Below are 16,406 nucleotides of genomic sequence, written 5' to 3' on the forward strand. Positions count from 1 at the left end.
TCGAAAACCTCTGGAACAAGGAGAGATACGGCCGTGCCCGCACATCTGGACCCCACCTATCGCGCCGCAGCACTCGCCTCGCTCGGCGAGGACGAGGTGGATGTACTCGTCATCGGCGGCGGCGTGGTCGGTGCCGGAGCCGCCCTCGACGCCGCCTCCCGCGGCCTGACCACTGTGCTGGTCGAGGCCCGGGACTTCGCGGCCGGAACGTCGAGCCGCTCCAGCAAGCTCATCCACGGGGGTCTGCGCTATCTCGAACAGTTCGATTTCGCGCTGGTGCGGGAGGCGTTGCGGGAACGGGGCCTGCTGCTGAACACGCTGGCCCCGCACCTGGTGCATCCGGTGTCGTTCCTGTTTCCGCTGCAACATCATTGGGAGCGGCCGTACATCGGTGCGGGCGTCGCGCTGTACGACACCCTGGGCGGTGCACGGGCATTGCCGATGCACCGGCACCTGAGTCGTTCGCGCGCACTGGAATTGGCTCCCGCGCTGCGTCAGGACTCGATGGTCGGCGCGATCCGCTACTTCGACGCACAGGTCGACGACGCACGGCACACGATGACGTTGGCGCGCACCGCGGCCCGGCACGGCGCGACCGTGCTGACCCGGGCGAAGGTGACCGGCCTGCTCCGTGAGGGGGAGCAGGTCGTGGGCGCGATCGTCACCGATCGAGAGTCCGGGCGCGAGTATACGGTGCGCGCCCGGCGGGTGATCAGTGCGACGGGCGTGTGGACCGATGAGATGAATGCCATGACCGGCGTGGACTTCCCGTTCCACGTGCGGATGTCCAAGGGCGTGCACATCCTGGTGCCGCGCGAGCGGCTGGATCTGGACACCGGGCTGATCATAAAGACCGAGAAGAGTGTGTTGTTCGTGATCCCGTGGCGGGAGCACTGGATCATCGGCACCACCGACACCGACTGGTCGCTGGACAAGAATCATCCCGTCGCCAGCGCCGCCGATGTGCGGTACATCCTCGATCACGTCAATTCGCTGCTGCGCGAACCACTCTCGAACGCCGACATCGTGGGGACCTACGCCGGTCTGCGGCCGCTGCTGTCCGGGGCGTCGTCGAGCACCGCGAAACTCTCGCGCGAACACGCTGTGGCGGAACCGGTTCCGGGACTGTTCGTGATCGCGGGCGGCAAGTATACCACCTACCGGGTGATGGCCGCCGACGTGATCGACGCCGCGGTGGCCGGATTCGGGCGCGGGGTGGCTCCCTCGGTGACCGCGCATCTGCCGATCCTGGGCGCGGCCGGATATCACGAACTGCGAGACGACATCGACAGCGTCGCCCAGCGGGCCGGGCTCTCGGTCGCCGCGGCCACCCACCTGGTGTCCCGCTACGGCTCCCTGGCCACCGAACTGTTCGCCATGATCGATCGCGAACCCGAACTCGGCATGCTGCTGCCGGGCACCGAATATCTCGGCGCGGAGGCGGTGTACGCGGTCACCCACGAGGGCGCACTGCATCTGGACGACATCCTCACCCGCCGCACCCGCATCTCCATCGAGGTGGCCGACCGCGGCCTGGCCGCAGCGGCCGTGGCGGCGGATCTCGTTGCCGCACATCTGGGTTGGGACGAGGCGACGAAGGCTCAGGAGCTGGCCCGCTATCGAGAACGAGTGCAGGCCGAACTGGCCGCCAACGCCGCCGCCGACGACGACGCGGCGAACGCGGCACGTCTGATCGCACCGCCCTGCTGAGCGTCTCGGAAGATCAGCGGCCCGGCAGCCGAGTCGGGCCGCGAACTACTCGTTGACCAACCGCAGTCCGGGTGCGTGCACCCGACGCCGGTCCACCAACCACACCATGACGCTCTGATCCACTGCGGGATTGAGGGTTTCGATCTCGACCTCGACCTCACCGCGAACCGGGTGGTTCAGATGCACTGTGGCCGAACGGTAATCGGTCACCCGATGTTCCTGCCACCGACGCATGAACTCCGGAAAGCGTTGCAGCGCTTCGATGGTCTCGGTGAGCTGCGGGTCCTCGCCCCACTGGGAGCGGGCCGCGCGCAGCGCCGAGGTCATCAGGTCGGCGGCCACGGGCCAGTCGGTCCACCACTTCTGCGCCGCCGGATGGCCGAACAGGTAGTGCGCGAGATTGCCTTCGACCGAGGCGTCGAGCAGGCCGAGCGGCTCGGCGAAATCGCGCCACGCGGCGTTCCAGGCCAGAATGTTGAGCCGCCGGCCCAGGACGAACGCCGGTGTCGGGTGCATCGCGTCCAGCACCGCCTGCACGGTGTCGCTGACGCGCTCGAACGCCCGTCCGTCGGCGGGACAACTGCCGACCTGGTGGTCCAGCCCCAGCGCCAGCTTGCTGAAGTGGTGCCGTTCGACCTCGTTCAGGCGCAGTGCGTCGGCCAAGGCGGCCAGGACCGCGGTCGAGGGATTGGTGTCCCGCCCCTGTTCGAGGCGGGCCAGATAATCCACACTCACTCCCGCGAGCGCCGCGACCTCCTCGCGACGCAGACCCGGTGTGCGGCGGCGACGCCCCGACGGCAACCCGACTTCCTCGGGTTGCAACTGCGCACGCCGCGCTATCAGGAACTCGGCGAATTCGGACCTCGACACACCATCCATCCTCTACTATCCCGGACCCGTTATCCGCGCCCTACCAGTACCAGGATAAGGGCGGTGTGGATAACCGGACCACGGTCCGGAAGGCTGGTGCACATGACGACTTCCGAACAGACCCTCGCGACCGGAGCCTGGGAGCTCGACGCCAACCACTCCTCGGTCAACTTCACCGTCCGCCACCTGGGCATTTCCAAGGTACGCGGACGTTTCAACAACTTCGAGACCAGCTTCGTCGTCGACGAGTCCGGCACCGCCACCATCGAGGCCACCATCCACCTGGACTCCTTCGACACCGGCAACGAAGGCCGCGACAACCACGTCCGCAGCGCCGACCTGCTCGACGTCGAGAAGCGCCCCACCCTGCACTTCAAGGCGTCCGAGCCGGTGCAGGTGGCCGAGGACTTCGAGGTCACCGGCGATGTCACCCTCGGCGGCGTCACCAAGCCGGTCACGCTCGAGGTCGAGTGGGGCGGCGTGCAGGAGTTCCAGGGCGACGGCAAGCGCCACGCCGGATTCTCCGCCACCGGTTCGTTCAAGCGCTCGGACTTCGAGGTCGCCCCGGCCGTGCCCGCCGCGATGCTGAGCGACAAGATCGCCATCGAGCTGGACATCCAGCTGATCGAGCCCCAGGGCTGAGCCCCGGACCACGGGTCTGATTCTCGCGCGCGAAGCCGCCCTCGCCGATCCCGGCCGGGGCGGCTTCGACGTGTCCGGGCGACGGGCCGATCGGACCGGTCAGGGCAGCAGCCCGTGCCGCCGCGCCCGCACCACGGCCTCGTGCCGGGTGTGCGCGGACAGTTTGGTCATGGCACTGCGCAGATAACTCTTCACCGTCTCCGGACCGACCGAAAGACGTTCCGCGGCTTCGGCATTGGTGCACCCCAGCGCGATCTGCGCGAGCACGTCGAGTTCGCGCGGCGCGAGGGCGGGTACCTCGTCCGGGATCCCAGGATCGGACATGAGCCGGGCCAGCCGGTCGGACAGATCCCGCAAGCGGGTGCGGGTCACCGCATCGCCGACGGTCTGCGCGATACCCCGCACCTCGGCGTGAATGGCGCGCAGCTGCTCGGCGACCACCGCGTCCGGTCCGGGCGCGGGCGCGGCGGCCTCACGCAGCCGCAGCCGCCGGTCCACCTCGTCCCGGATCGCCAACTCGACCGACAGGCGCCGCCCCGCCGCCATGGCCAGATCGGCCGCGCGGTCACCGACCGGACCGGCATCACGACTCGCGACGTACAGCACCGCACGCGACTCCCCGCCCACCACGACCGGAATGCCGACCACCGCGCGCAGCCCCTCGGTCAGCACCGGCGCGTCGTAGTGATGGGTGATCGTGGAGGCCGCCCGGTAGTCCGCGACCGAGGTCGGACGTTTACTGGCGAAGGCCGCACCGCCCACCCCCGAGGAGGGGGATACCACCAGACCTCGCATCGCACTGGTCCGGGTACCCAGGAACTCGGTCAGCACCAGCGCACCGGCGTACACCTGGCCGCCGAATACCACCGGCATCCCCGACACCGCCGCGACCTGCCGTAACTCCGCGCGCAACGCGTCGGAATCGCGCGGGCGCAGGACATCGGCGGAACTCATTGCGGGCACCCCTTTCCGGGGGTAGCGACGGGCAACTGTGACCTAGATCCTATAACCGTGAGTTGGAGCATGGGCCTGGCTCGGCCGACCAGTTATACACACGGAGCATGGGACACGCCATTACTCGGCGATACTATCGGCGACAATCTGGACCGCACGATCGCGACCTACGGCGAGCGTGACGCGCTCGTCGATCGCGTCACCGGGGCGCGCTGGACCTATCGCGAACTCGGCGCGCGCGTCGACGCACTGGCCTCGGGTCTGCTGGCCGCGGGCATCGGCAAGGGCGATCGGGTGGGCATCTGGGCGCCCAATCGCGCGGAGTGGACGCTGGCGCAGTACGCGACCGCGAAGATGGGCGCGATCCTGGTCAACATCAACCCCGCGTACCGGATGCACGAACTGCGATATGTGTTGCAGCAGGCCGGAATCCGGCTACTGGTCGCCGCGACCGAGTTCAAGGGATCGGACTACGCGGCGATGATCGAGCAGGCCCGGCCCGAATGCCCGGACCTGGAGCAGGTGATCCTGCTCGAGAGTGACGAGTGGTCCGCGCTGCTGGCGGCGGGCGAAGCCGCGGACCCCGCGGAACTGGCCGCGGCACAGCAGAACCTGTCCCCCGACGATCCGATCAACATCCAATACACGTCGGGCACAACCGGATTCCCCAAGGGCGCGACGCTCTCACACCACAACATCCTGAACAACGGCTATTTCGTCGGCGAACTGTGCGGCTACACCGCCGAGGACCGGATCTGCATTCCGGTGCCCTTCTACCACTGCTTCGGCATGGTGATGGGCAATCTGGCCGCGACCAGTCACGGCGCGGCGATGGTCATCCCGGCCGCCGCGTTCGATCCGGCCGCGACACTGGATACCGTTGCGGCCGAACGCTGTACGTCGCTGTACGGCGTGCCGACGATGTTCATCGCCGAACTCGCCGACCCCGGATTCGACTCGTACGATCTGAGCTCGCTGCGGACCGGGATCATGGCCGGATCGCCGTGCCCGATGGAAGTCATGAAACAGGTCATCGATCGGATGGGCATGAGCGAGGTCTCCATCTGCTACGGCATGACCGAGACCTCGCCGGTGTCCACCCAGACCCGCCGCGACGATTCACTGGCCCAGCGCACCGCCACCGTCGGCCGGGTCGGCCCGCATCTGGAAGTCAAGATCATCGATCCCGCAACGGGTCTCACGGTGCCGCGCGGAGAACAGGGCGAATTCTGCACCCGCGGTTATTCGGTCATGCTCGGTTACTGGAACGATCCCGGACGAACCACCGATGCCATCGATGCCGGACGTTGGATGCACACCGGCGATCTGGCGGTGATGGACGAGGACGGATATGTCGCGATCACCGGCCGGATCAAGGATATGGTGATCCGCGGCGGCGAGAACATCTATCCCCGCGAGATCGAGGAATTCCTCTACACCCATCCGGATATCCTCGACGCCCAGGTCGTCGGAATACCCGATCCGAAATACGGTGAGGAATTGGTCGCCTGGATCCGAATGCGCGAGGGCACAACATCATTGGACGCTACCTCGCTGCGCGAATTCTGCACCGGCAAGCTCGCCCATTTCAAGATCCCCCGCTACGTGCATCTGGTCGAGGAATTCCCGATGACCGTGACCGGCAAGATCCGCAAGGTCGAGATGCGGGAGATCTCCGCGCAACTGTTCACCGCCGATTCGGCGGACACCACCTCAGGCTCGACAGGAGAGGCTCAGTGACCCGGCCCGAACCCACGTCCAATACCGCGCTCTATCGCGCGAGCCGCGACCAGCTCCTCGGTGCGGCAACCGATTACGAGAGCGCGCAGCGCACCTTCCGCTGGCCTCGGCCGACCGGGAAGTTCAACTGGGCCGTCGACTGGTTCGACGTGATCGCGCACGGCAACGACCGCACCGCCCTGTGGATCGTGGAGGAGGACGGCAGCGAACGGAAGGTCACCTTCCAGGAGATGTCGCGCCGTTCGGATCGGGTCGCGACCTGGTTCGCGAATCTCGGTATGCGCAAGGGCGATCGGGTGCTGCTGATGCTCGGCAACCAGGTCGAACTCTGGGAGGCGATGCTGGCCGTCGCCAAACTCGGCGCGGTGATCATGCCGACCACCGCCGCACTGGGCCCCACCGACCTGAGCGACCGGATCGACCGTGGCGCAGTGTGTTTCGTCATCGCCAACACCGCGGACGCCACCAAATTCGCCGAGCTGGACGGCGACTACACCCGGGTCGTGGTCGGTGACCCGGTACCGGGCTGGCACGCCTACACCGAGGCCGACGCGGTCGAGAGCGCGGGGCCGTTCCGGGCGGTCACCGATGTCACCGACGAACTGCTGGTCTACTTCACCTCCGGCACCACCAGTAAGCCGAAGATGGTGCGGCACAACCAGACCAGCTATCCGGTCGGACATCTGAGCACGCTGTACTGGATCGGCGTGCGCCCCGGCGACGTCCATCTGGCGATCAGCGCACCCGGCTGGGCCAAGCACGCCTGGAGCTGCTTCTTCGCCCCCTGGATCGCCGAGGCGACGATCTTCGTCTACAACTACGCGCGATTCGACGCCGCGGCGCTGCTGGCGCAGTTGCACCGGGCCGGGGTGAACACCTTCTGCGCGCCACCGACGGTGTGGCGCATGCTGATCCAGGCCGACCTCGGCGAACGTCCGGACGGACTGCGCGAAATCCTCGGCGCGGGTGAGCCACTCAATCCCGACGTCATCGCGCAGGTGCAGAAGGCGTGGGGCCTGACCATCCGGGACGGCTTCGGCCAGACCGAGACCACCCTGCAGGTCGGCAACACCCCGGGCCAGCCGGTCAAGCCCGGATCGATGGGGCGTCCGGTGCCGGGAGTCCCTGTGGTGCTGGTGGATCCGATCACCGGCGAACTCTCCGACGAGGGTGAGATCTGCCTCGATCTGAGCGCCGATCCGGTCAATCTCATGACCGGATACCTGGACGACCCCGAACGCAATGCCGCGGCGATGGCGGGCGGTTACTACCACACCGGCGATGTCGCCACCCGCGACGCCGACGGCTACATCACCTATATCGGCCGCACCGACGACGTCTTCAAATCCTCGGATTACAAGGTCTCCCCCTTCGAACTGGAGAGCGTGCTGATCGAACATCCGGCGGTGGTGGAGGCCGCGGTGGTGCCGCAGCCCGACGACACCCGGCTGGCCGTGCCCAAGGCCTATGTGACGCTGGCCGCCGGATGGGCCGCCGACGACGAGACCGCCCGCGCCATCCTGGAATACGCGCGCGACCATCTCGCGCCCTATCTGCGGGTGCGCCGGCTCGAGTTCACCGAACTGCCCAAGACCATCTCGGGCAAGATCCGGCGAGTGGAACTGCGGCGCCGCGAACAGACAGCACACGCCTCCGGCGCACGCATCGACACCGAATTCCGCTACGAAGAACTCGTTCGCACAACGACACTCGACTAATGGCCACGCAGCGATCATGATTCGGATAGTCTCCACCCCGGCAGCTCCAGCTGGCGTATCCGACTTTCGTGTCGGGTATCCGGTGTCCGGCCGAAGTTTGGCGCGTTTGCCCGAAAGTGGCGTGTTCCGGGCTAGCAAGGCAATTGGTCAGCACACAAAACTGGGGCTCACGTCCCGATTATTCGTGATCGACAGTCCGTATCTCGACGATTGGAGATTGCCTTGCCGCAGCACACCGGGTCCCAGCACACCAGCGAGAGCGCCACGGCGTACGTCGTGGCCGCTCTCGAGGCGAAGGGCACCGCAACCCGCGACGATTTCGACGTACCCGCGATCGTCGCCGCAACCCACGCAATAGCGGAGAGCTGGGATTTCGATTCCCTGGAACGCACCACGTTCTGGGGAATCGCCGCCACCCACCTGCGATTCTAGGATCCGGTGACAATCCCCGCTTCCACGAACGAACGCGCTTGCGCCGCAACGTTCCACCGCTGCGCAGCGCGACGTACCGAGGCGGCGTCCGCGTATCCCAGCAACTGCGCCTGCCGGGCACGGCTCACCGGGCCCGCGGCCGCGGCGCGGTGGAGCCTGGCACGATCCAGCTCCCGCCGCCAGGTCGTGCCGGATTCGGTGAGCCTGCGTTGCAGCGTGCGCGGACTCGTGGCCAGTCGGCGAGCGACCCGTTCCAGCGAGACCTCACCCTGGTCCAGTGCCTCGGCCAGTGCGGCGCCCACCCGTTCGGGCCAGCTCAGTTCCAGCGGCGGCGGTGGCGGCAACGTGGCCGCCAGCGGTTGCAGCACCTCGGCCAGCGCCGGATCGGCAGTGGTCAGCGGAAGATCCATATCGGCGGCCCGGAACGTCATCGCGTCCATCTGCGCGTCGAATTCGATCTCCCCCGAACCGAATACCTCCCGGAAGGCCCGCAGATTCCGCGGCGCGGACTGCCGCAGTGCCACCCGGATCGGGTCCAGCGGCGCATCCACGACGGCACGAGCCCTGGTCAGCACGGCGACCAGTCCCCAGAGCTGAGTCAGCTCACGGGCCCGGCCATCGCCCTCGATCATCTCCAGCGACAGTGTCGCCTCTTCCGCGTTCTCCTGAAACAGGTCGAAGCGGTGATTGCTGGTGACCGCGGTGACGTACGGCCCGCAGGTCGCCAGCCCGGCGCCGACCGTCGGTGCGCTGGTGAACAGGTAGTCGTAGAGCCGCGTGGTCGACAGCTCGTAGCGGCTCGCGATGTGCAAGGCCACGTCGGGATCGTCGAGCCATTGCTCGGCGATTTCCCAGAGTCGACTGAAATGGTCGTTTGATACATGTGCGCCGGGTCCGGTCATCACCCAATCGGGCAGCCCGCACGCGCGTAGCAGCCGGTCACGATCCAGCCCGGCTTCGACAAGCCGTGCAATCACAAATCGGTGCAATAACGTCGAGTCAGTCCCCATGCCCCTCCTGCCTACTGTTTCCCCGAAGAATCTTCCTGGAAATAGCTACCTGGCAGAGTAGTCGCCGCGAGCGCAGCGGTCCGCATTATGTCGGGTACTCCTCGGCCCGGTGTCCGATTTGTTCAAGACCGAGTCCCGATCACCGCCATAGAGTCCGGAACCATGACTCTTCGACTGAATGTGATCGGCCTCGTCGCCGCGGATCTCGCTGCCGCCGTGCGGTTCTACCGCCGTCTGGGGGTGGAGTTCGGCGAGGCGACCGGCGGCCACGTCCAGGCCCGGCTACCCGGTGGCATGCAGTTCATGATCGACTCCGAGGACAACGTCCGCTCCTTCCATCCCGACTGGCAGGGCCGGCCCGGCCGGATCGGGCTGGCGGTGGAATGCGACGGAGCCGCCGAGGTGGACAAGGTCTTCGCCGAACTCATCGAGGCGGGATATCGCGGGGAGATCGAACCGTTCGACGCGGTCTGGGGCCAGCGCTACGCCACCGTCCTGGATCCGGACGGGAACGGGGTCGACCTCTACGCCCCGCTCGTCTGAACGGACCGATCCCGGGCGATCAACCGGGCCAGTGACGTCCCGGCCAGCTCGCGAACATCACGCGCGAGATGGGCCTGATCGGCATATCCGGCGCGGAATGCGGTCTCGGCGAACGGGACTCCCCGACGGGCCAGGGCAAGCGCACGTTGCAGGCGCAGCACCCGGCCCAGCATCTTGGGTCCGTACCCGAAGGCGGACAGCGACATTCGATGCAGTCGCCGCTCCCCCAGCCCCAGCGACTCGGCGACGGCGGCCACCGAGGACCCCGCACCCAACCGCCGCACCACCACGCGCAACGCCGGATCGGCCGGATCGGTCTCGGCGGCAACAGCTCCGGCGATCCGGTCGAGTTCGGTCATCGGATCGGTCGACGCGACAAGGACTTCGGTCAGCGGACGCACCCGCGCGGGCCGCCACAACTCGTCGAGATCGGCTCGCCGGTCGAGCAGTTCGCGTGCCGGGACGCCGAACAGTGCGGGTGCGGTGCCGGGGAAGAACCGGATTCCGGTGACCCGCGTTCCGGGCGGGGCGGTAGTCGGATAGCCGCGGGTGTCCGGGCCCGCGACGACCAGTCGGCCGCGCAGCCAGAGCAGATCCATACATCCGTCCGGCAGGACGGGAGCGTCGTCGGCCGGGCCGATCGTGCGGGCCCACACCGTCGCGCCCGGGACCGTCCGGGAGCGACGCTCCCGATACCGCGGCGGCGGATGGATCTGCACCTCCGACACACTACGCGGCGCGCTCTGCCCGTCCGTGTTCATCGCCACATGCACCGGGGAGCATCCGATGCCCCTGTGGGGACCACTAGACTACCCAGGACTTCCGGAGGGAAACAAAGCTAGTTCGGATTGGGGTCCGCATCACCATGTTCAAGGGTTTCAAAGACTTCCTCATGCGCGGGAACGTCATCGACCTGTCCGTCGCGGTCGTGATGGGTACCGCGTTCACCGCGATCGTCCGGTCGGTCACCAAGGGGATCGTGGAACCGCTGCTGGCGATTCTGGGCAGCAACAGCCAGCTCGGGCTGGGCTTCCAGCTGGTGCCCGGTAAGCCGGCCACCTTCATCGCGATCGGGCCGATCGTCAGCGCCGCCATCGACTTCATCATGGTCGCGGCCGTGCTGTACTTCGCGCTGATCCTGCCGATGAACACGCTCAAGAAGCGCTTCGCCCGGGGCGAGACCAAGAAGTCCGAACCCACCCAGGAAGAACTGCTGACCGAGATCCGCGATCTGCTCGCCGCTCAGGCGAAGGGCTCGGCCGCCTCCGACGGTTCGGATCGCTCCGACGACTCGGCCACCGACTCGCGACGCGTCACCGCGAGCAGTATCGCCGACTGAACCGCTCGTGCGCGGCGGTCAACCGCAATCCACCACCAGGGCCGTGGTGTTGTCGCTACCTCCGGCTCGCAGCGCGCCCTCCACGAGAGCCTCCGCGGTGATCGCCGGAGTGGCGCACCCGACGAGCGTCTCCTTGATCTCCGTCATACTCAACGGCTTGTGCACACCATCGGTGCTCAGCAGGAAACGGCCGTGACTCGATCCGGTCGTGGCCCGGCCGATGGCCTCGGGAGTGACCGTGCGCGCGGAGGTGATCACCAGATGTTCGAAGCGCCGCGCCGGATTGCGCCCGAGGGACCGGAAGTATTCCGCGGCCGTGTGGTCGGTGGTGATCTGATGCAGCACCCGCCCGTTCCACCGGTACGCGCGGCAGTCCCCCACCCAGGCGATGTCGCACGGCCCGTCGGCCGGCGGCACAACCGCGACGACCAGGACCGCGTCGGCTTCCTTCTCGGGGAATTGCCGCAACAGTTCGGCTTGCGCGGCGAGTATTCCGTCGGCGGCGCCGGCCTGGGTCGCGGTGCGCGCGGCGACCGCGGCGACCGTGCGGGCGGCACGGGCAGCCGGCAGATGATCGCCGACTCCGTCCGCGACCACGAACGCGCTCGTCCCGGTACTCGGATCGGTCCAGCTGGACACGGCATCGGCATTGAGCGACCGCAGGCCACGCCTGCTCACCGATGCTCCTGCGACACCCGCCACCCGAATCAGCTCACGACGGGAAAACGCGGCGGTAACACCACTGTCCACGGCCGCCTCCTTGGGCTCAGCTCACCCCGCGCTGCCTGTCGGCAGTAATTCAAGTAAACCCCGCACACCCATGGACAACACCAGATTCGTCTGTGGGATTCCTGAGAACCGGACGACCGGCATGTTCTCCGGTCAGCCCGGCAGGGTGATCAGTCGCTGAGCGTCGTCGAACAGAGCGCGTTCGGCGACCCGGGCCGCGGCCAGCGCCGCCAGCGATGCCGCGGCGAGCAGCATGTACATCACCACGATCTGATAGCGGATCGCGGTGAGCGGTTCGACCCCGGCCAGGATCAGGCCGGTCATCGCGCCGGGCAGACTGATCAGGCCGACGACCTTGGTGGAATCGATGCCGGGCACCAAGGCGGTGCGCAGCGCCGAGCGCCGGTACGGCAGGAATGCGGCGCGAGCGGGCAGCCCCAGGCACAGTCGCGCCTCGATCGCGGGACGGGCCGCCACGGCGTCCTCGCGCAGGCGGCGCAGGGCGATCCCGGTCGCCTGCATGGACCCCGAGACGATCATGCCGCCGACCGGCACCACCACCCGCGCCTGAGTCGAGATGACCTGCAACGCGATCAGCGCGCCGAGGGTGATCACCGTCCCGAACGCGACCCCGGTGGTGGCGGCTCGAATCGCATGCGGCAGACCGGCGCCGCGTCGTCCGGCGACCTGTCCGGCGATGCCGACCATCAGCACCACCCAGCCGAGTGCGCCCGGTAATCCGGTGTGCCGGAACAGAATCAGCAGAATCGCGCCGACCGCGACCAGTTGCACCCCGGCGCGCGCGGCCGCGATCAGCAACTCACGCGTCAGATGCAGTCGCTGCCGGTAGGCGATCAGCGCGGCCAGGGCCACCAGCGCCACCGAGGTGCCGACGCCCTGCCAGTTCGGGACCGAAAGTCCTTCCACCATCAGGCTTTCCGATCGTCGTGGGCGCCGAGCCGGGACAGCCCGCCGCCGCCCAGCAGCAGCACCTCGTCGGCGACCCGCCCGACGAATCCGCTGTCGTGGCTGACCAGTACCACCGATCCGCCGTCGCGAGTGTGCTCGGCGATCAGATCCGCGACCGCTCCGGCGGCGGCCTCGTCCAGGGCCGAGGTCGGCTCGTCCAGGATCAGCGCCTGCGGGCCGACGGCCAGCTCGCGCGCCAGGCAGACCCGTTGCGCCTCACCGCCGGACAACTCGGCACAGCGTCGATGCAGGAAGGTCTTCGGCAGTCCCGCCCGCCGCAGCAGCTCACCCGCCTGCGACTCGGTCAGTTCCGCGCGCCCGACCCGCAGCTCATCGATGACGACGTCGGTCAGCAGCGTCGCCCGCTGCGGCACCAGCCCGACCCGGCGGCGCAGATCGAGTACGTCGAGTTCGGTGATCGGCACGTCGTCCAGCAGGATCCGCCCGCTGGTCGGTTCGGCGAGCCGATTCAGCAGTCGCAGCAACGTGGTCTTACCGGCCCCGCTGGGCCCCACCACCGCGGTACACCGGCCGCCCGGCAGCCGCACACTGACGTCGGCGAATATCGTGGTCGGCCCGTAATCCACGCCGACCTGCTCCAGGACGATGCTGTGCACGACACCACCCTGCCGCACCCGGGCACGTAACGCACCGCAACCACACGAACGCGCTGCCATCCGGTGCGGATGACAGCGCGTTCGGGGAGTTCTGCTCAGTCCTCGCTGAACGAGGAGGCGCGCTGCTTGCTCGCGCGGGCGCGACGACGTTCGGCGCGCAGTTCGGCGAGTTCCTGTTCGAGGGTCTCGGCGATCCGGAACTGGCCGGTGTCGTAGCCGTTGAGCGAATCGTCCTGTCCGGCATCGGCATCCGCGCCGTTGCTCGCGGCTTTGCCGTTGCCGCCGGACTTTCCGTTCTTCGCCGGCGCACCGTTGACGTCCGCACCGTTCAGCCAGGCTTCGTTGGCGCGGTATTCGTTGCTGCTCGCGGAATCGTCGGCGCCCGCGGAGCGGAACGAGGTGAGCGTGTCGTCCGCGTCCACCGTCGAGGGCTTGTCGGATTCCCCGGCCATGGCGTCCACCCGGGTGGAGTCCTCGGCCGAGGAGGTGGCCTCCCCTCCAGGCAACGCCATCAGCGCGCCGCTGGGCCGGGTGACGTCCGGAGAGACGTTCTGCCGGAAGAAACTCACGAAGGTCGGCATCGTGCGACGGATCTGCTCCGAGGGGTCGGGCAGATCGCGGACCTGTTCGGTGGCGTGCGCGATGGCCATGCCGTACCGCGAGCTGGCGGCGTGGTGGATGAGCAGCGCGACACCGATCATCACCGGGGCGACCGCGTGCACGCCGACGTCGTACCAGCGGCCCGACCTCAGGTACGGGTAGGTGTTGAGGCCGACAGTCAGTGACAGCAGGGCCAATTCGGCGATCGCGACCTGCTTGCGGCTGTCCAGGATGCCCCACTCGGCGACCTTGTTGGTGCCGATCATGATGATGACCAGACACACGCTGATCATGGCTTCGAGCAGGTAGCTGAACCAGTACAGCGGATCGGTCGGACCGCCGGGGGCGATGTTGTGCTGCACGTTCACCGCGGACCACAACATGCCGGCCGCCACGACACCGGCCAGTGCGCGCAGCGACCACGCCCGATGTCGGTACAGCGAGGCCAGTTTGGCGTGCGGACTCGATTCGCGCCGCTGTGCGGCGAGCGCCCGGCGGGCGAGCAACAGATCACGCATGTCGGCTTTCGCGATCTTCTGAGATGTTGTCCTGGCTTCGTCGGAGGCCGCGGCCGCGGCCTGGACATGCTTCCAGCGTTGGTCGCGCTCGGCCTCGCGAATCTTCTCGGCGAGTTCACGTTCGGCGCGCAGCTCGTCTTCGGACAGGGCCTCGGTCAGCGCGGGGTCGAACTGATAGGCCAGCCGTCCGCGGGCATGCTCGACCCGTTTTGCCAGATGCGTGACATCGTCCTCGCCCGAGTGCTCGATGGTCATCGCGCCTCCAAGCGTGTGAGATGCTGCGGCAGCCAAGGGGTCACGGTTGGTAGCGGCACATAGCATTAATAGTCGATAGACCGCCCATGGCGAAACCGCAAGTTTGCCACTTCGCACAAATCCTCGGCGTGGCGCGCGCGACACGCGCAGAACGGTAGGGCTACCGAACATTCCGAACTGGACTACCGACCCGGAACCGGACGGTTTCGAATGCGCGGCTCGTCCCATTTCCCCGCCGTCCTCGTGATCGCTTGCGCCACAGCCTGTCCCGGTACCCGCGAGTAGCTTGGATGAGGTGGGGCCGACAGCCGCACAGGGAGCGCGATCGGATCTCGATCGCAGAGGACAGTGAGGACATCGTGGTCGATACCGAAGCACCTACTCCGATCGAAACAGTCGGCGAAGATTTTTTCTCCGACCCGCACGCCTACTACCGTCGCTGGCGCGAACGCGGCCCGGTGCTGTACGTCGAATTGCCCCGTAACTCCGTGCCGGGCTACGTGATCGTCGGATACGAGGAGGGGCGCGCCGCGCTCACCGATTCCCGGCTGCGCAAGAACGTGCCCGGCCTGCTGGCGGTCTTCGAACGCAAAAATCCTGCGTCCCGGGCGAATCCGGGCATGTTCGATCTGTCCGGCCACATGCTCAACACCGATCCGCCGGACCACACCCGGCTGCGCAAGCTGGTCAACAAGGCCTTCACCGCGCGCAGCGTGGCCGCGCTGAAGCCGCGCATCCAGGAGATCACCGACGGCCTGCTGGACGCGATGGAGGGCCGGGACGAGGTCGATCTGATCCAGTCCTTCGCGGTGCTGCTGCCGGTCACCGTGATCTGCGAACTGCTCGGCGTGCCGCTCGACGACCGCGAGGGCTTCCAGCGCTGGACCAAGATGCTGATCGGCGGCGCGGCGAAGACCGACGAGGAGGTCTTCGCGGCGGGTTCGGACATGTCCGAGTATCTGCGGCGGCTCGTCCAGGCCAAACGCGCGAACCCCGGCGAGGATCTGCTGTCCGGGCTGGTGCACACCAGCGACGAGGACAACGATCGTCTCGACGAGCGCGAACTGGTCTCGATGGCCTTCCTGCTGCTGGTCGCCGGTCACGAGACGACGGTGAATCTGATCGCCAACGGCGTCCGGGCGCTGCTGCACAACCCGGATCAGCTGCGCGCCCTGCGCGAGGATCCCGACGGCGTGCCCGCCGCGGTGGAGGAGTTCCTGCGGTACGACGGACCGGTCGGCTGGGCCACCGCGCGCTTCACCGACGAGCCCGTGCAGATCGGCGGGGTGGACATTCCGGAGGGCGAACTGGTGTACGTCGCGCTGAGCGCGGCCAATCGGGATCCCGAGCACTACGCCGATTCCGAGGCGCTGCGCACCACCGGCGATGCGAGCGGACATCTGGCCTTCGGTCACGGCATCCACTACTGCGTGGGCGCGCCGCTGGCCCGGCTCGAGGCCGATATCGCGTTCCGGACGCTGCTGCGCCGGTTCCCGGACCTGGGCCCGAGCGCCACGGCAGCGGATCCGATCTGGCAGCCCAGCTTCCTGATCCACGGGATGACAGCCTTTCCCGTTCGACTCAAGTAGGCGGCATACGGATAACAACATCCTTCTGCTCGCAGTAACACAAGTACGCTCACCTGCCACAATACTGGCGAAACTGTAACAGGTTTCACCTGCTGGTATAGCGAAGCCGTATTTACTTATTCGGTATGCGGCGGTTAATCTCGAGCGGACGCAGAGCAGAAGGGAACGTCA

16 protein-coding genes are annotated in these 16,406 nt (G+C 67.5%); 8 read left to right on the top strand and 8 right to left on the bottom strand.

Features of this window, described 5'->3' with window-relative positions:
• Window positions 1–33 precede the first annotated feature (33 nt).
• On the top strand, window positions 34–1,710 hold the full coding sequence (locus tag K7711_RS45895; RefSeq protein ID WP_222979275.1) for a glycerol-3-phosphate dehydrogenase/oxidase: 1,677 nt from the start codon (window positions 34–36) through the stop codon (window positions 1,708–1,710).
• Between the two features lie 45 nt (window positions 1,711–1,755).
• Here K7711_RS45895 and K7711_RS45900 read toward each other — a convergent pair whose 3' ends face one another.
• Window positions 1,756–2,589, bottom strand: coding sequence for an MmyB family transcriptional regulator (locus K7711_RS45900; RefSeq protein ID WP_235748840.1), 834 nt, complete (start codon window positions 2,587–2,589; stop codon window positions 1,756–1,758).
• Window positions 2,590–2,682: 93 nt separating this feature from the next.
• Between K7711_RS45900 and K7711_RS45905 the strand changes: the two genes are divergently transcribed.
• Window positions 2,683–3,222: a YceI family protein gene (locus tag K7711_RS45905; protein WP_222979277.1), complete on the top strand. Its 540-nt coding sequence runs from the start codon at window positions 2,683–2,685 to the stop codon at window positions 3,220–3,222.
• A 99-nt stretch (window positions 3,223–3,321) separates the two neighbouring features.
• Here K7711_RS45905 and K7711_RS45910 read toward each other — a convergent pair whose 3' ends face one another.
• The gene (locus tag K7711_RS45910; RefSeq protein WP_222979278.1) at window positions 3,322–4,176 is read right to left on the bottom strand and encodes a helix-turn-helix transcriptional regulator; all 855 of its coding nucleotides are present in this window, start codon (window positions 4,174–4,176) and stop codon (window positions 3,322–3,324) included.
• A gap of 69 nt (window positions 4,177–4,245) precedes the next feature.
• Between K7711_RS45910 and K7711_RS45915 the strand changes: the two genes are divergently transcribed.
• From K7711_RS45915 to K7711_RS45925, 3 genes are all read left to right on the top strand, one after another.
• Window positions 4,246–5,916, top strand: a complete 1,671-nt coding sequence (locus K7711_RS45915) for an AMP-binding protein (protein ID WP_222979310.1) — start codon at window positions 4,246–4,248, stop codon at window positions 5,914–5,916.
• Window positions 5,913–7,634 carry an AMP-binding protein gene (locus K7711_RS45920; RefSeq protein ID WP_222979279.1) on the top strand — a complete coding sequence of 574 codons (1,722 nt, stop codon included), beginning with the start codon at window positions 5,913–5,915 and terminating at the stop codon, window positions 7,632–7,634. Before K7711_RS45915 ends, K7711_RS45920 begins: the two co-directional genes overlap by 4 nt.
• A gap of 222 nt (window positions 7,635–7,856) precedes the next feature.
• Entirely contained in the window at window positions 7,857–8,066 is a 210-nt protein-coding gene (locus tag K7711_RS45925) for a hypothetical protein (RefSeq protein ID WP_051193550.1), read from the top strand.
• Here K7711_RS45925 and K7711_RS45930 read toward each other — a convergent pair.
• A complete protein-coding gene (locus K7711_RS45930; protein WP_308015242.1) occupies window positions 8,063–9,043 on the bottom strand; it encodes an AraC family transcriptional regulator ligand-binding domain-containing protein in 981 nt (326 codons plus the stop codon). The two genes, K7711_RS45925 and K7711_RS45930, sit on opposite strands and share 4 nt — an antisense overlap.
• Window positions 9,044–9,238: 195 nt before the next feature.
• Here K7711_RS45930 and K7711_RS45935 point away from each other — a divergent pair, with 195 nt between their 5' ends.
• Complete coding sequence (locus K7711_RS45935; protein ID WP_222979292.1) at window positions 9,239–9,619, top strand: VOC family protein; 381 nt, start codon at window positions 9,239–9,241, stop codon at window positions 9,617–9,619.
• On the opposite strand, the gene K7711_RS49185 is transcribed toward K7711_RS45935, so the two are convergent.
• The gene (locus K7711_RS49185; RefSeq protein ID WP_308015243.1) at window positions 9,601–10,338 is read right to left on the bottom strand and encodes a helix-turn-helix domain-containing protein; all 738 of its coding nucleotides are present in this window, start codon (window positions 10,336–10,338) and stop codon (window positions 9,601–9,603) included. The genes K7711_RS45935 and K7711_RS49185 overlap by 19 nt on opposite strands.
• 146 nt (window positions 10,339–10,484) lie before the next feature.
• On the opposite strand from K7711_RS49185, the gene mscL reads away from it, so the two are divergent.
• On the top strand, window positions 10,485–10,958 hold the full coding sequence (gene mscL / locus K7711_RS45945) for a large conductance mechanosensitive channel protein MscL (protein ID WP_222979296.1): 474 nt from the start codon (window positions 10,485–10,487) through the stop codon (window positions 10,956–10,958).
• A gap of 18 nt (window positions 10,959–10,976) precedes the next feature.
• On the opposite strand, the gene K7711_RS45950 is transcribed toward mscL, so the two are convergent.
• The 4 genes from K7711_RS45950 to K7711_RS45965 form a co-directional block, all read right to left on the bottom strand.
• Window positions 10,977–11,636 carry a PP2C family protein-serine/threonine phosphatase gene (locus K7711_RS45950; RefSeq protein ID WP_308015244.1) on the bottom strand — a complete coding sequence of 220 codons (660 nt, stop codon included), beginning with the start codon at window positions 11,634–11,636 and terminating at the stop codon, window positions 10,977–10,979.
• Between the two features lie 204 nt (window positions 11,637–11,840).
• Window positions 11,841–12,617 carry an ABC transporter permease gene (locus K7711_RS45955; protein ID WP_222979299.1) on the bottom strand — a complete coding sequence of 259 codons (777 nt, stop codon included), beginning with the start codon at window positions 12,615–12,617 and terminating at the stop codon, window positions 11,841–11,843.
• On the bottom strand, window positions 12,617–13,273 hold the full coding sequence (locus K7711_RS45960) for an ABC transporter ATP-binding protein (RefSeq protein WP_308015245.1): 657 nt from the start codon (window positions 13,271–13,273) through the stop codon (window positions 12,617–12,619). The genes K7711_RS45955 and K7711_RS45960 overlap by 1 nt, the downstream gene beginning before the upstream one ends.
• A gap of 95 nt (window positions 13,274–13,368) precedes the next feature.
• Entirely contained in the window at window positions 13,369–14,646 is a 1,278-nt protein-coding gene (locus K7711_RS45965) for a hypothetical protein (protein WP_222979301.1), read from the bottom strand.
• 359 nt (window positions 14,647–15,005) lie between these two features.
• On the opposite strand from K7711_RS45965, the gene K7711_RS49190 reads away from it, so the two are divergent.
• On the top strand, window positions 15,006–16,235 hold the full coding sequence (locus K7711_RS49190; RefSeq protein WP_308015246.1) for a cytochrome P450 family protein: 1,230 nt from the start codon (window positions 15,006–15,008) through the stop codon (window positions 16,233–16,235).
• Window positions 16,236–16,406 lie beyond the last annotated feature (171 nt).

It is taken from the genome of Nocardia coffeae, assembly GCF_019890715.1.
Taxonomy (GTDB): domain Bacteria; phylum Actinomycetota; class Actinomycetes; order Mycobacteriales; family Mycobacteriaceae; genus Nocardia; species Nocardia jiangxiensis.